A 15,586-nucleotide genomic window follows, 5' to 3' on the forward strand; every position below is an offset into this window, starting at 1 on the left:
GCATCGCCCGCCACGTAGTAAGCCGCCTTGCTGCGTGGCAGAGGCTGACGACCACGGATCTTGTCGGCGATTTTCTCGGCCATCATGATCGTCGGCGCGTTCAGGTTGCCGGTGGTGATGATCGGCATGATCGAGGCATCGACCACTCGCAGACCCTGCATGCCATGCACGCGACCCTGGCCATCGACCACGGCCATTTCGTCGGTGCCCATCTTGCACGAGCAGGATGGGTGGAACGCGGTTTCGGCGTGCTCGCGGATGAATTTATCCAGCTGCTCGTCGGTCTGCACTTCGATGCCCGGGCTGATTTCGCGGCCGCGGAAGGCATCCAGTGCCGGCTGTTGCATGATTTCCCGGGTCAGGCGGATGCCGTCGCGGAATTCCTGCCAGTCCTGCTCGGTGGCCATGTAGTTGAACAGGATGCTCGGGTAGTCGCGTGGGTTCTTCGACTTGAGCTGGATCCGGCCGCGGCTTGGCGAACGCATGGAGCCCATGTGTGCCTGGAAGCCGTGTTCCTGCACGCCGTTGCTGCCGTTGTAGTTAATCGCCACCGGCAGGAAGTGGTACTGGATGTTCGGCCATTCGAACTCTTCGCGAGTGCGGATGAAGCCGCCGGCTTCGAACTGGTTGCTGGCGCCGATGCCGGTGCCGTTGAACAGCCACTCGGCACCGATGGCCGGCTGGTTGTACCAGAGCAGCGAAGGGTACAGCGAGACCGGCTGGGTGCAGGCGTACTGCAGGTACAGCTCCAGGTGGTCCTGCAGGTTCTCGCCGACGCCCGGCAGGTCGTGGACCACCGGGATGTCCAGGCTTTCCAGCAGGGCGCGCGGGCCGACGCCGGAACGTTGCAGCAGTTGTGGCGAAGCGATTGCGCCACTGCACACCAGCACTTCCTTGCGGGCACGGGCTTCGACGCGCTCTTCGGCGGAGCCGACCAGGTAACGCACGCCAACGGCACGCTTGCCTTCGAACAGGATCTTGTCGGTCAGGGCGTGGGTGACGATGCTCAGGGTCGAACGCTTTTTCGCGGTGTCGAGGTAGCCGCGAGCGGTACTGGAGCGACGGCCTTTAGGCGTCACGGTACGGTCCATCGGACCGAAACCTTCCTGCTGGTAGCCGTTGAGGTCTTCGGTGCGGGGGTAACCGGCTTGCACGCCGGCTTCGACCATGGCGTGGAACAGCGGGTTGTTGCCGGCTTTCGGCGTGGTCACGCTGACCGGGCCTTCGCCGCCGTGGTAGTCGTTCGGGCCGATGTCACGGGTTTCCGCCTTGCGGAAATACGGCAGGCAGTCCAGGTAGGTCCAGTCTTCCAGGCCTGGCAGTTTGGCCCAGCCGTCGTAGTCCATGGCGTTGCCGCGGATGTAGCACATGCCGTTGATCAGCGAGGAGCCGCCCAGGCCCTTGCCGCGGCCGCATTCCATCCGGCGACCGTTCATGTACGGCTCTGGATCGGTTTCGTAGGCCCAGTTGTAGCGGCGGCCTTGCAGCGGAAACGCCAGGGCGGCAGGCATCTGGGTACGGAAGTCGAAACGGTAGTCCGGGCCGCCGGCTTCGAGCAGCAGCACGGTGACGCCTTCGTCTTCAGTCAGACGGGTCGCCAGGGTGTTACCGGCGGAGCCGGCACCGATGATGATGTAATCGTATTCTTGGGACATTGAATGCACCCTCTTTGGAGTTGGTCAGGTCTGGCCATGGCGAGTGCTGTGCACTCGATCGCGGGCGACCCTCGCTCCTACAGGCAGAAGATTTGCGTGCTTCTGTAGGTGCGAGGCTTGCCCGCGAAGATGGCCTCGCAGGCGAAGCGAATTTCGCCTTAGAACACCGAGGCGTAGTCGCCCAGCTCGACCTGTACCGATTTGATGCGGGTGAAGTTGTTCAGCGAGCTGATGCCGTTCTCGCGGCCAACACCCGACTGCTTGTAGCCACCGACCGGCATCTTGGCGTCGGATTCGCCCCAGGCGTTGATCCAGCAGATACCGGCTTCCAGCTGATGAATCACGCGGTGCGCGCGGTTCAGATCCGTGGTCACCACACCGGCGGCCAGGCCGAAGTCGGTGTCGTTGGCGCGACGGATCACTTCTTCTTCGGTTTCGTAGGTCAGGATGCTCATCACCGGGCCGAAGATTTCTTCGCGAACGATGGTCATCTCGTCGGTGCAGTCGGTGAACACGGTCGGTGCCACGAAAGCGCCTTTGGCGAATGCGCCGTCGGTCAGACGTTCGCCGCCGCACAGCAGGCGGGCGCCTTCTTCCTTACCTTTGGCGATGTAGCCCAGCACGCTTTCCATGTGGGCGAAGCTGACCAGCGGGCCGAAGTTGGTGTTTTCGTCTTCCGGGTTGCCAACGCGAATGCGCGCGACGCGCTCGACGATCTTGGCTTCGAAAGCAGCTTTCAGGTGGCTCGGTACGAAGACGCGGGTACCGTTGGTGCAGACCTGGCCGGAGCTGTAGAAGTTGGCCATCATCGCGGTGTCGGCGGCGCGATCCAGGTCGGCGTCGTCGAAGATGATCAGTGGCGACTTGCCGCCCAGTTCCATGGTCACGTCTTTCAGCGAGGAGCTGGAAGCGCTGGCCATGACCTTCTTGCCGGTGTCGGTGCCGCCGGTAAAGGAGACTTTCTCGATGCGCGGGTGTTCGGTCAGCCAAGTGCCGACTTCACGGCCACTACCGGTCAGGACGTTGAACACGCCAGCCGGAACGCCGGCCTCGGTGTAGATCTCGGCCAGTTTCAGGGTGGTCAGCGAGGTGACTTCGCTTGGCTTGAAGATCATCGCGTTACCGGCCGCCAGGGCTGGCGCGGATTTCCACAGGGCGATCTGGATCGGGTAGTTCCACGCGCCGATACCGGCCACGACGCCCAGCGGCTCGCGACGGGTGTAGACGAACGAAGTGGTGCGCAGTGGGATCTGCTCGCCTTCGATGGCCGGTACCAGGCCCGCGTAGTATTCCAGCACGTCGGCGCCGGTGACGATGTCGACATACTTGGTTTCGGAGTAGGCCTTGCCGGTGTCCAGGGTTTCCAGGGCGGCTAGTTCATCGTTGCGCTCGCGCAGGATGTCCACGGCGCGACGCAGGATGCGCGAACGCTCCATGGCGGTCATCGCGGCCCAGATCTTCTGGCCTTTTTCGGCGCTGACGACTGCGCGCTCGACGTCTTCTTTAGTCGCACGTTGCACTTGAGCGAGGACTTCACCGTTGGCCGGGTTGATGGCGTCGAAGGTGGCGTCGCTGCCGGCGTCGGTGTAGCCGCCGTCAATGTAGAGTTTTTGCAGTTCGTAACGGGCCATGATAGTCCTCGCAAGTGCATAAGTGGTTGGGCTAAAAACTACTGCGCTCGGTAATACTGCGTTGAAAACCTCCTCGTAATGCTCATTGACTAAAGTCAACTCCGCTTACTCGTCAGTTTTCGCCTTGTCTTACCTTCGCTCGCTACGTTTTTAAACCGCGTCGTTATTAGTGTGCATAGCTATGCATTCGTGCCTTAGCGCTCCTGCTTAGCCAGTTGGAAATCCATGTATTCGTAAGCGATCCGGTGCGCCTGCTCGGTGTCGAAAGCATCTCCCGACAGCGCGCCGCGCAACCACAAACCGTCGATCAGGGCTGCCAGGCCTCGCGCTGCGCTGCGTGCATCATCCAGCGGCAGGACGCGGCGGAACTGGCAGCACAGGTTGGAATACAGGCGGTGATCGTTGATCCGCTGCAACCTGTGCAAAGACGGGTGGTGCATGCTGGTGGCCCAGAAGGCCAGCCAGGTTTTCATTGCCGGGCCATTGACCTGGCTGGCGTCGAAGTTGCCTTCGATGATCACCTGGAGGTGCGCCCGCGGGCTGCTGTCCTCCAGCGCCTGACGGCGCGCGGTGACGTTCTCGCTGAGGACACTCATCAGATACTGCGCCGTGGCGGCGATCAGGCCGTTCTTGTCCTGAAAGTAGTGACTGATGATGCCGTTCGAGACACCGGCCAAACGGGCGATCAGCGCAATGCTGGCGTCCCCCATCCCGACCTGATCGACCGCCAGCAACGTGGCTTCGATCAACTGCTGGCGGCGGATGGGTTGCATACCGACCTTGGGCATCTTGCACATCTCCTTAGGCCTGCTGGCAGTCGTGAAACGGCTACCGGCGTGAGGGCCAGTCTATTTTGTTTTGATTGAACGTTCAATCAACAAAGAATAAGATCTGCGACAAATCGTCGCTGCCTCCAGGTCCTTCCTGCGTGTAGATGGCGGAAAAGCGACCTCCGAAAAAGCCTGAAACCCAAGCAGGGCATAGCGTGAGCCAGCGAGGACGGATGTGTTGAATGGGCAAGACGCTTAAGGCCAGGTGACGAACTGCACGTTTGCACTCGGCCTTCGACGCTGGTTCTCAACGCAACTCCTGCAGGTTCGGGCTTTTTTCGGGGTGTCTTTATATCACCCGTCGGTCGGCTGCCAACTAACCGATTGGTCGGGTGCCGTGTTGCCTTGTGTTCTTCTCTCGCACTGCCTGGAGCATCTGTGCCATGAGTTCTGCCTCTCTTATAAAGACCCCACCGGAAAAGGTGCGGGTCAACGGTTGGGTGTTCTACACCTCTACCGCGCTGATCCTGTTGCTGACCGCCATTCTGATCATCGCCCCGCAAGAGGCCGGCAGACTGCTCGGCATTGCCCAGGCCTGGTTGTCCCGCAGCTTCGGCTGGTACTACATGGTGGTGATCGCCGCCTACCTGGTATTCGTCGTCGGCCTGGCGTTTTCCTCCTACGGCAAGCTCAAGCTGGGGACCAAGCAAGACACCCCGGATTTCAGCTACGGCGCCTGGGCCGGCATGCTGTTCTCGTCCGGTATCGGTATCTCGCTGCTGTACTTCGGCGCTTCCGAACCGCTGGACCACTACTTCAACCCGCCTGAAGGCGTACCGGGCAGCAACCAGGCCGCGCGCCAGGCGCTGCAGCTGACGTTCCTGCACTGGGGCCTGCACGGCTGGGCGATCTACGCCCTGGTCGGCCTGGCCGTGGCCTACTTCGCCTATCGCCACAACCAGCCGCTGGCGTTGCGTTCGGCGTTGTACCCGCTGGTGGGCGAGCGCTGGGTCAAGGGCGCGGCCGGCCACGCGGTGGACGGTTTCGGCATGTTCGTGACCCTGCTGGGCCTGGTGACCAACCTGGGCATCGGCTCGATGCAGGTGTCTTCCGGCCTGGAAAACCTGTTCGGCATGGAACACAGCAACACCAACCTGCTGATTGTGATCATCGTCATGAGCACCGTGGCCACCATCGCCGCGGTATCCGGTGTGGAAAACGGCATCCGCCGCCTGTCCAACCTGAACATCGTGCTGTTCAGCGGCCTGCTGATCTTTGTGCTGCTGTTTGGTCCGACCCTGCACCTGCTCAACGGTTTCGTGCAAAACGTCGGCGACTACCTCAACGGTGTGGTGCTCAAGACCTTCGACCTCTACGTGTACGAAGGCGACAGCGCCAAGTCCGACCGCTGGCTGGGCCTGTGGACCCTGTTCTACTGGGCCTGGTGGATTTCCTGGGCGCCATTCGTTGGCATGTTCATCGCGCGTATTTCCCGTGGCCGTACCGTGCGCGAGCTGGTGGCGGGCGTGCTGCTGATCCCGCTGGGCTTCACCCTGGCCTGGCTGTCGGTGTTCGGTAACTCGGCCCTGGACCTGGTGATGAACCACGGTGCGGTGGAGCTGGGCAAGACGGCGCTGGAGCAGCCATCCATGGCGATCTACCAGCTGCTGGATCATTACCCAGCGTCGAAGATTGTCATCGGTGTGTCGATTTTCGTTGGCTTCGTGCTGTTCCTGACCCCGGCCGACTCCGGCGCGGTGATGATGGCCAACCTGTCCTGCAAGGGCGGCAACGTCGACGAAGACGCCCCGCACTGGCTGCGGATCTTCTGGTCGGTGGTAATCACCCTGGTGACCGTCGGCCTGCTGTTCGCCGGTAACTTCGAAGCCATGCAGACCATGGTGGTACTGGCCGGCCTGCCGTTCTCGGTGGTGCTGGTGTGCTTCATGTTCGGCCTGCACAAGGCCATGCGCCAGGACACGCAGATCGAACAGGAGCAGGCGGAACTGGCGGCCCGTGGTCGTCGTGGTTTCAGCGAGCGCCTGACCCAACTGGACCTGCAGCCAACCCAGGCGGTGGTTCAGCGTTTCATGGACAAGCACGTAACGCCGGCACTGGAAGAAGCCGCTACCCAGCTGCGCAACCAGGGCCTGGATGTGCAAACCCTGCTGGGCAAGTCCAAGCGTTGCATGGGCGTGCGGATCGAGATGGAAGAGGGCAACCCTTTTGTCTATGAAGTGAGCCTGGACGGCTATCTGGCGGCGCCGAGCGAATCGGCCGATGTGTCCGAGGAGCGTGCGCGCTACTACCGCGCCGAGGTCTACCTGCACAACGGCAGTCAGGAATACGACTTGATGGGCTTCACTCAGGAGCAGATCACCCGTGACGTGCTCGATCAGTTTGAAAGCCATCGGCAGCTCCTTGGCCGGGTTTACAGCTAAGACGTGAGGGACGCGGTGTAGCTCTGTTACACCGCGTCGTCTTCATCGCGGGCAATCGAGCGTCGACCGGCCGCTCCTACAGAAGAAACATGCCCCTGTAGGAGCGAGGCTTGCCCGCGAAGCGATCTATCTGGCTTGCCGCAATATCAGCAACACCTGCTCCCGCAACAGGGAGCAATCCGCAACATCTAATCCCGATAAAACAAAAACGCCGCGATCTATGTCGCGGCGTTTTTGTTTGCGTGTCGCTGTTACCCCAGGTTCTTGCCGAGCAGCGCGTGGTAGAGCTCGCTGTCGCCAAGGATCCCCACCACCTTGTTGTTGTCGTGCAGCACCAGCTTGTTGCCGGTCTGGTAGCGGATCTGCAGGGCGTCGCGCATGCCGATGCTGGAGTCCACCAGGGTCGGCTTGCGGCCCAGGCCTTCCACCGCCTGGCCCGGGATCCAGTTCTGCAGGTCGAGGCTGGCGCCGTTCTGGCGTGCGCCCTTGATGGTGTTGCCCTCGGCCAGGTCGAGCCAGGAGTCGCCGCCCGGATCCAGGCATACGGAGCCGTTGATGCGTTTGCAGTTGTCCAGGGTGCGCATCAGGCTGCGACCGCAGAGAACGTTGAGCGGGTTGGTATGGGCGACGAAGGTGCGCACATAGTCGTCCGCCGGGTTCAGCACGATCTCTTCCGGCTTGCTGTACTGGATGATCCGGCCGTCTTTCATGATGGCGATGCGGCTGCCCAGTTTCAGGGCCTCGTCGAGGTCATGGCTGACGAACACGATGGTCTTGCTCAGCTTGCGTTGCAGTTCCAGCAGTTCGTCCTGCAGGCCCTGGCGGATCAGCGGGTCGAGGGCGGAGAAGGGTTCGTCCATCAGCAAGATGTCGGCGTCCATCGCCAGGGCGCGGGCCAGGCCGACACGTTGCTGCATGCCGCCGGACAGTTCGTCGGGCTTCTTGTTGCGCCACTGGGTCAGGCCCACCAGCTCGAGTTTCTCGTCCACCAGCTTGCGCCGTTCCTTTTCCGGCCGGCCCTGCATTTCCAGGCCGAAGCTGATGTTCTCGCGAACGGTCAGCCAGGGCATCAGGGCGAACTTCTGGAACACCATGGCGATGCGCTTGGTGCGCATCATCTTCAGTTCCGCCGGGGTGCAGGAGGCGATGTCGATCTGCCGGCCTTCATGCTCGACGAACAGCTTGCCGCGGCTCACGGTGTTGAGGCCGTTGATGCAGCGCAGCAGGCTGGACTTGCCGGAGCCGGAGAGGCCCATCAGCACGCAGATTTCGCCTTTCTCGATGTCCAGGCTGGCCTTTTCCACACCGACGATCTGGCCGGTCTTTTTCAGGATCTCGTTGCGGCTCATGCCCTGATCCAGCAGCTTGAGCGCCTCGCGTGGATCCTTGGAGAAGATAACGTCGACGTTATCGAAGCGGATTATGCTCATGCGTCACCCCCTACTTTGGCTTCGGGTTGTTTGCAGATACGGTCGAGCATGATCGCCAGCAGTACGATTGCCAGGCCTGCTTCGAAGCCCAGGGCGATATCGGCGGTGTTCAGTGCGTTGACCACGGGTTTGCCCAGGCCATCGGCGCCCACCAGGGCCGCAATCACCACCATCGACAACGACAGCATGATGCACTGGGTGATGCCGGCGGCGATGCTCGGCATGGCATGGGGCAGCTCGATACGCGACAACAGTTGACGGCGGGAGCAGCCAAAGGCTTTGCCGGCGTCCATCAACTCTTGTGGTACATCGCGGATGCCCAGGTAGGTCAGGCGGATAGGCGCGGCAATCGCGAACACCACCGTGGAGATCAGGCCTGGCACCACACCCAGACCGAACAGGGTCAGGGTAGGAATGAGGTAGACGAAGGTCGGTACGGTCTGCATCAGATCGAGCACCGGACGCATCATGGTGTAGAACATCGGCTTGTGCGCGGCGACGATGCCCAACGGCACGCCAATCAGCACGCAGACCAGGGTGGCGAACAGCACCTGGGCCAGGGTTTCCATGGTTTCCTGCCAGTAACCCAGGTTGAGAATCAGCAGAAAGGACGCCACGACGAAGGCGGTCAGGCCCCATTTGCGTTGAATCACGTGCGCCAACAGGGCAATCAGGCCGATCAAGGCCAGCGGGTTGAACCAGGTCAGCGCAAACGTCACGCCGTGGATCATCGTTTCCAGGGTCGATGCGATCGCATCAAATGTGTTGGCGCCGTGTTGCGTCAACCATTCAACGAAGGCAGCGATGTACTGGCCTAAAGGGATTTTCTGATCAATGAGCATGGTATTGAACGTCCGCATGCAAGGAATAAACAGCCCGGGCGGGCGAACCCACCCGGCGTAAGCGACTTACTGCGCAAGCTTGGCTTTCACGGCCTCCAGGCCTGGTTTTCCGTCAATGGTGGTCACGCCAGCGAGCCAGGTATCGAGTACCTCGGGGTTTTTCTTCAGCCAGGCCTTGGCGGCCGCCTCGGGCTTCATCTTGTCGTCCAGGACGTTACCCATCAGGGTGCTTTCCATATTCAGGGTGAACGACAGATTCTTCAGCAACTGACCGACGTTGCTGCATTCCTCGGCGTAGCCCTTGCGGGTGTTGGTGTAGATGGTCGCCTGGCCGTAGTTGGGGCCGAAGAACTCGTCGCCGCCGGTCAGGTACTTCATCTTGAAGCGGGTGTTCATCGGGTGCGGTTCCCAGCCCAGGAACACCACCGCGGTGCTGCGCCGTTGCGCGCGCTCGACCTGGGACAGCATGCCCGCCTCGCTGGACTCGACCACCTTGAAGCCGGCGTCCTTGAGGCCGAAGGCGTTCTTGTCGATCATGCTCTGGATCATGCGGTTGCCGTCGTTACCCGGCTCGATGCCGTAGATCTTGCCGTCCAGTTCCTTCTTGAACTTGGCGATGTCGGCGAAATCCTTCAGGCCCTTGTTATACAGCTCTTCCGGGACCGCCAGGGTGTACTTGGCGTTCTCCAGGTTGGCGCGGATGGTTTCCACGGTGCCGGCATCGCGATAGGGCTTGATGTCGTTTTCCATGGTCGGCATCCAGTTGCCGAGGAACACGTCCATGTTCTTGCCGTCGGCCAGGGACTTGTAGGTCACCGGCACGGAAATCATCGTGGTCTTGGTCTTGTAGCCAAGTGCATCGAGAACGACGCTGGTGGTCGCGGTGGTGACGGTGATGTCGGTCCAGCCGACATCAGAGAAGTTTACGGTGCTGCATTGCGCCGGTTCTGCGGCGTGCGCCAGAAGCGGCAGACTCAGCATGGCGGCCAACAACAACGACGGGGAACCTTTCATGGGGTGGACTCCTGGGTGTTTTCTGGCGGTGTCTGACCGCACTTATAAGTGTTGCGGTTGGGGCGAGTGGGACAGCTCTACCACAGTGCCTTGCAATCGAGTCGAGACTGATCATGTACCAGTGAAAATCTGACGCCTACAGGGTGCGTCGTATCCAGTACAGGGAGGGTCGCATCCAGTGTCGGTGAGGTCGCTTACAGCTTTTTTCAGCACTTTTTGCCCGTCTGAACCGCAAAAAAACGGCCGAAACCGGAGGTCGGCGGGCCACGGCGTTGGTGGGCATGAGTGAGTCGGTGTGAGACGTCGAACGACACTGCAAAAGCCTGATGATGCGCGTATCTCGGCGGATTACTGCTTGAGCGTAGCAGCTTCGCCACCGGGCGTTTTGGCACCCGGCGTGTGCTCATCGAGGAGTTTCGCAGTAATGGCTATCAGTGTTTTCGACCTGTTCAAAATCGGTATCGGCCCCTCCAGTTCTCACACCGTCGGGCCTATGCGCGCCGCGGCGCTGTTCGTCCAGGCTCTGCGGGAAAAAGACCTGCTGGAGCAGGTGCGCCGCATCGAGGTCAGGCTCTACGGTTCGCTGTCGGCCACCGGCATCGGGCACGGCAGCGACAACGCGGTGATCATGGGGCTGATGGGCGAATGGCCGGATGCGATCGACCCGTCGCAGATCGGCTGTCGCATCGAGATCCTGCGCGAAACCAATACCCTGCTGCTCGACAATCGCCTGCCGATCCCCTTCGTCTGGGCGCGCGACATGCTGCTGATCGACGAGAACCTGCCGTTCCACCCCAACGCCATGACCCTGGTGGCCGAAGGCGAGTCCGGGGAACTGCACCGCGATACCTATTATTCCGTGGGCGGCGGTTTTGTCGTCGACGAGGCCCAGGCCAGCAGCGGCGTGGTGGACCTGGATCGCACCGAATTGCCTTATGACTTTTCCAGCGCCGTGGAGCTGCTGAGCCTGTGCCAGAAGCACAACCTGCGGGTGGCCGAACTGATGATGGCCAACGAGAAGGTCTGGCGTTCGGAGGAGGAGATCCGCGCGGGCCTGATGAAGCTCTGGCAGGCCATGCAGGATTGCGTCGAGCAGGGCCTCAAGCACGAAGGCATCCTGCCCGGTGGGCTCAATGTGCGGCGCCGCGCGGCCAAGCTGCACCGCAGCCTGCAGGAATTGAACAAACCCAATGTGATCGGCTCGACCCTGAGCGCCATGGAGTGGGTCAACCTGTATGCCCTGGCGGTCAACGAAGAGAACGCCGCCGGCGGACGCATGGTGACGGCGCCGACCAACGGCGCGGCGGGGATCATTCCGGCGGTGCTGCATTACTTCATGCGCTTCAGCGAGGATGTCACCGACGCCAACGTGGTGGACTTTTTCCTCGGCGCGGCAGCGGTGGGCATCCTCTGCAAGAAGAACGCCTCGATCTCCGGCGCCGAAGTCGGCTGCCAGGGCGAGGTGGGTTCCGCCTGCGCCATGGCGGCTGCCGGCCTGGCGGAGATTCTCGGGGCGTCGCCGGAGCAGCTGTGCAACGCCGCGGAAATCGGCCTGGAACATAACCTCGGCCTGACCTGCGACCCGGTCGGCGGCCTGGTGCAGGTGCCGTGCATCGAGCGCAACGCGATCGCCGCGGTGAAAGCCATCAACGCCGCGCAAATGGCCCTGCGCGGCGACGGCCAGCACTTCATTTCCCTGGACCGGGTGATCCGTACCATGCGCGATACCGGCGCCGATATGCATGACAAATATAAGGAGACATCGCGCGGCGGCTTGGCGGTCAGCGCCGTAGAGTGTTGATGCTTTAACGGCGGGACTGCTGCGCAGTCCATCGCGGGCAAGCCTCGCTCCTACAGACGCATGCGGGCTCCTGTAGGAGCGAGCGGGCGGCGATCCGACTTGCCCGCGATAACGTTGGATCATCCACCGTCATTTCCAATCCACTGCGCATAAATTGAACACCCAGCGACGCCCCCGCCACCTTTTGGAGCGTCGCAAACAGGTAAGTCCAAGGGCTCATCGGTCAGGTTTTTCACTTACCTCGGCTGCGCGCCCACCTGTGCTTGCGGTGACACTCTTTTCCCGGGACGTTTCTCGCCGTTCCCACAAGTGCTACCGATTTGCTCACAGCCACCGGGCCAGGGCTCCCCACGACCGATTCGGCACTTATAACCCGCACATTGCGCGCGGCTTATATAGACGCATCGCGACGTCGTTTTCAGGAGTTATTGAATGGCCATTCAACTTTAGGCATGGCAATTGCTCTGTCATTACAAAGCCCGTCTCCCGCGTGAGAATGATGGCAATAACAAGAGCCTCCGCCTGAGGCCATCACCTGCTTTGTGTGAGGAGATACCGCGATGACGTCGTTCAACTCCGGGGCTCAACCCCAGAACCGTGCGCCTCAATCCATCGGCTTTTTGCTGCTGGACAATTTCACGCTGATTTCCCTGGCTTCCGCGGTCGAGCCGCTGCGCATGGCCAACCAGTTGTCCGGTCGCGAGTTGTATCGCTGGACCACCCTCAGCGTCGACGGCGGCCAGGTCTGGGCCAGTGATGGCCTGCAGATCACCCCCGACGCCTCCATGCACAAAGCACCCGCGCTGGACACCGTGATCGTCTGCGGCGGCATCGGCATCCAGCGCACCGTGACCCGCGAACATGTGTCCTGGCTGCAAAGCCAGGCGCGCCAGTCCCGCCGTCTCGGCGCGGTCTGCACCGGCAGTTGGGCCCTGGCCTGCGCCGGCCTGCTCGACGGCTTCGATTGCAGCGTGCACTGGGAATGCCTGGCCTCGATGCAGGAAGCCTTCCCACGGGTGGCCATGAGCACTCGCTTGTTCACCCTCGACCGCAACCGGTTCACCAGCTCCGGCGGCACCGCGCCGCTGGACATGATGCTGCACCTGATCAGCCGCGATCACGGCCGCGAGCTGTCGGCGGCGATCTCGGAAATGTTCGTCTACGAACGTATCCGCAACGAGCAGGATCACCAGCGTGTGCCGCTCAAGCATATGCTCGGCACCAACCAGCCGAAGTTGCAGGAAATCGTCGCGCTGATGGAAGCCAACCTGGAAGAACCGATCGACCTCGACGAACTGGCGGTCTATGTCTCGGTGTCGCGGCGCCAGCTGGAGCGGCTGTTCCAGAAATACCTGCACTGCTCGCCATCGCGCTACTACCTGAAGCTGCGGTTGATCCGCGCCCGCCAGCTGCTCAAGCAGACACCGATGTCGATCATCGAAGTGGCCTCGGTCTGCGGTTTCGTCTCCACGCCGCACTTCTCCAAGTGCTACCGCGAGTACTTCGGCATTCCACCGCGTGACGAACGCGTGGGCTCCAACACCGCCCAGCAGGTGGCGATGATGCCGATTCCGCAGGCGCTGGTGCTGGCCGGGCCGATGTCCTCGCTGAGCCAGGCGCGCAACGAATCGACCTTCGCCAGCGTCAGGCTGTAATTACAGGCTTTTCCTGAAGTACACGACGCGCTCGGTTTCCTCGAAACCGAGCGCCTTGTGCACGGTCTGGCTCAACAGGTTTTCCAGGCCGGTATCCGAAGCCATTTCCACACAACCCTGATCCCGTCCCCATTGGGCGACGGCGTCTATCAGTTGTTCGGCAATGCCCTGGCGCCGCTGTTCGGCGCTGACGTACAACCCCTCCAGAAACACCACCGGCGAATGCTCGGTGCCGTTCACGTAGTCGCGCCGCAACGAAGCTTCGGCCAATCCCACTGGTTGGCCGTCGGCGGTATAAGCGAGCAGGTTGATATAGCGCTGCGGGTCGTCCAGCAAGCTGGCGATTTCGTCCAGGTGTTCCTCGGCCGGGCAGTCGGGCCACAGCGCCTGGCGCAATGACAGCCAGCCCGCTTGATGGGCTGGCTGGCAGGGTTCGATTCGAATCATGGGAGCGGTTCCTTGGCGTGCAAGTACCGCACTCTACTCCGCGATCCGCTCCCGGCGAAGGCTCAGGCGCGGCTGTTCTGGAACTGGGCCAGGGCCGGCAACAGCTGTTTGTCGATGGCCTGGCGCACGGCCGGCAGGATGGTCGCATTGCCGGTGAGCATCTGCTCGACCATGCCCTTGAGGGCCTTGGCCCGGGCATCGCTCAAGCCGCGCACCGCACACTCGCAGGCCTGGTCGGCGGTGGCGCCGGCTGGCATTTCAAAACCCAGGGCCCTCAGTTGGCCGAGCAGGTCGTCCTGGTCAATCAGATCCGCGTGCATCATGACTCTTATCCTTGTTCAGGGAGCGTGGTCGTGAGCCGATTCTGGTAGCCGTCCGGACAGTCGGCAAGGGCGAATTGTCGCAATGGCCGGGATGCCTATGAACAGGTCGTTTTCGGCTAACTTGGCTTGAGGGCGACTGGGCACACTGGATTCCAGCTCGGTCATCGAAGGTTTGGTCACCCTCGTGTCGGCTCCTCAGAAAACCTCCTCTGCCCCGATCCTGTCACGGCTTGATCGGGGTCTTTTTTTGCCTGGGAAAAATGCGCTGTCAGATGGATTTTTCGCGGGCAAGCCTCGCTCCTACAGAAGCGGTGTCGTACCCATCATCGTGCTACGACGCGAACCTGTAGGAGCGAGCGGGCGGCGATCCGACTTGCCCGCGATTGAGGGCGACTCGGTCTAGCGCTGCAACACCAGAATCCGCGACAGCAACTCGTCACGATCGATGTAGCACCCCTGGAAATGCCGCGCGCCGGTGGTGGGGTCGAAGGCGTTGCGCGCGTGCAGGGTGCGGCGGTTGTCGAAGCACCACAGTTCGCCGGGGTTGAGGCGCCGGATCAGGCGAAAGCGCGGCTCGCGGGTCATGGCGATAAAACGTCGATAGGCGCGGTACAGCCGGGGCATGTCGTCCACCGAGGCGTCGAACGGCCCGCGCAGGAAGTTGGCCATGCGGATTTCCGCGACGTCGCCCACTGCATCCAGGGCGATCACTGGCGCCAGGCAGCGGTAGTCGCTGTGGCGGTCCTTGTTGCGAAACTCCACGGGGATCTCGCACAGCGCGCGAAACGCCTCGGGGTCTTCGCGGCGCAAGGCGTCGGCGATGGCAAAACCGTCGACAAAAATGCTTTCGCCACCTTCGGCGTCGTTCACCAGGCAATGCAGGAACTGCAGACCCGGTTGCAACTCGCGGGTCGGCAGGTCGGTGTGCAGCGGCAGGTTGAAGGCGGTGTAGGCGTTGCTGTCGGCGTCGGCCTTGGATTGCACGTTGAACAGCACGCCGAAATTGCTCTCGCGGATAAAGGAGATGCGCTTGGCGACCTGGGCCAGCGACCCCGGTTCGGTGGGCACGCCACGGACCTGCGTCAGGCCGATATCGCGCACCGCCAGCAGCCATTGCAACAGCGCCTGCGGATCCTCCATCAGCGCCTGGTACTCGAACACCGGCAGTTGCAGCCGGCTGTCCCACAGCTGGCTTTGTGGTCGACGGGCGCGGCGCTCGGCGCGGCTTTCATCGTCGTAGGCGTGGGCCCGCAGCCAGCCCGGGTCGAAGCGGCTGAGGTGGCCGTCCTGCCAGTCGATGCTCAGGCAGCCCTGGGCGTCGATCCGGCTGGACGCCGGGGCCAGGTCTTCGGCGACGTCGACTATCTCCAGCACCTGCTCGCGGGTCACGCTGTAGACGCAGTGCGGGCAGGGGCAGTTGTCGCGCAGCCACTGATGATGAAAGGGGCTCGAGCGACCGTCGGCCCACTGCACCTGAACACGGTCCGCCAGGGCTTGTACGGCGGTCAACGCGCTGATCAACGGGTAACTGCGGAAGTCGGCAAAAGCGGTGGCGGTATTCACGGTGCGGTCCTTTT

The 15,586-nt window shown here is 62.1% G+C and carries 12 protein-coding genes; 3 read left to right on the forward strand and 9 right to left on the reverse strand.

Going from position 1 to position 15,586, the window contains the following annotated elements; translation table 11 throughout:
• From betA to betI, 3 genes are all read right to left on the reverse strand, one after another.
• On the reverse strand, positions 1-1,655 hold a 1,655-nt coding region (gene betA, locus J4D52_RS07500), incomplete at its 3' end, for a choline dehydrogenase (RefSeq protein WP_207272118.1).
• 158 nt (positions 1,656-1,813) lie between these two features.
• A complete protein-coding gene (gene betB / locus J4D52_RS07505; protein WP_063433263.1) occupies positions 1,814-3,286 on the reverse strand; it encodes a betaine-aldehyde dehydrogenase in 1,473 nt (490 codons plus the stop codon).
• Positions 3,287-3,480: 194 nt separating this feature from the next.
• Complete coding sequence (betI, locus tag J4D52_RS07510; protein ID WP_007925978.1) at positions 3,481-4,074, reverse strand: transcriptional regulator BetI; 594 nt, start codon at positions 4,072-4,074, stop codon at positions 3,481-3,483.
• Between the two features lie 425 nt (positions 4,075-4,499).
• On the opposite strand from betI, the gene betT reads away from it, so the two are divergent.
• On the forward strand, positions 4,500-6,497 hold the full coding sequence (gene betT, locus J4D52_RS07515; RefSeq protein ID WP_025807260.1) for a choline BCCT transporter BetT: 1,998 nt from the start codon (positions 4,500-4,502) through the stop codon (positions 6,495-6,497).
• A 251-nt stretch (positions 6,498-6,748) separates the two neighbouring features.
• Here betT and choV read toward each other — a convergent pair whose 3' ends face one another.
• From choV to J4D52_RS07530, 3 genes are all read right to left on the reverse strand, one after another.
• Positions 6,749-7,927 (reverse strand): choline ABC transporter ATP-binding protein, encoded by a 1,179-nt coding sequence (gene choV, locus J4D52_RS07520; RefSeq protein WP_016704219.1) that lies wholly within the window; start codon positions 7,925-7,927, stop codon positions 6,749-6,751.
• A complete protein-coding gene (gene choW / locus J4D52_RS07525; RefSeq protein WP_025807261.1) occupies positions 7,924-8,769 on the reverse strand; it encodes a choline ABC transporter permease subunit in 846 nt (281 codons plus the stop codon). Before choW ends, choV begins: the two co-directional genes overlap by 4 nt.
• Before the next feature lie 66 nt (positions 8,770-8,835).
• Positions 8,836-9,783, reverse strand: a complete 948-nt coding sequence (locus tag J4D52_RS07530) for a choline ABC transporter substrate-binding protein (protein ID WP_007925988.1) — start codon at positions 9,781-9,783, stop codon at positions 8,836-8,838.
• 424 nt (positions 9,784-10,207) lie between these two features.
• Between J4D52_RS07530 and J4D52_RS07535 the strand changes: the two genes are divergently transcribed.
• Entirely contained in the window at positions 10,208-11,584 is a 1,377-nt protein-coding gene (locus tag J4D52_RS07535) for an L-serine ammonia-lyase (protein WP_110721738.1), read from the forward strand.
• Between the two features lie 560 nt (positions 11,585-12,144).
• A complete protein-coding gene (locus tag J4D52_RS07540; protein WP_007925992.1) occupies positions 12,145-13,239 on the forward strand; it encodes a GlxA family transcriptional regulator in 1,095 nt (364 codons plus the stop codon).
• Here the strand turns inward: J4D52_RS07540 and aac(6') are convergent, their stop codons facing one another.
• The 3 genes from aac(6') to J4D52_RS07555 form a co-directional block, all read right to left on the reverse strand.
• Entirely contained in the window at positions 13,240-13,686 is a 447-nt protein-coding gene (gene aac(6') / locus J4D52_RS07545) for an aminoglycoside 6'-N-acetyltransferase (RefSeq protein ID WP_063433259.1), read from the reverse strand. It lies immediately after the preceding gene.
• Between the two features lie 62 nt (positions 13,687-13,748).
• Positions 13,749-14,009, reverse strand: a complete 261-nt coding sequence (locus J4D52_RS07550; RefSeq protein ID WP_007925996.1) for a hypothetical protein — start codon at positions 14,007-14,009, stop codon at positions 13,749-13,751.
• Positions 14,010-14,408: 399 nt separating this feature from the next.
• Positions 14,409-15,572, reverse strand: coding sequence for a gamma-butyrobetaine dioxygenase (locus tag J4D52_RS07555; RefSeq protein ID WP_102676410.1), 1,164 nt, complete (start codon positions 15,570-15,572; stop codon positions 14,409-14,411).
• Positions 15,573-15,586: the final 14 nt, after the last annotated feature.

The sequence above is a fragment of the Pseudomonas sp. GW460-12-10-14-TSB1 genome, assembly GCF_017349775.1.
GTDB classification, from domain to species: domain Bacteria; phylum Pseudomonadota; class Gammaproteobacteria; order Pseudomonadales; family Pseudomonadaceae; genus Aquipseudomonas; species Aquipseudomonas piscium.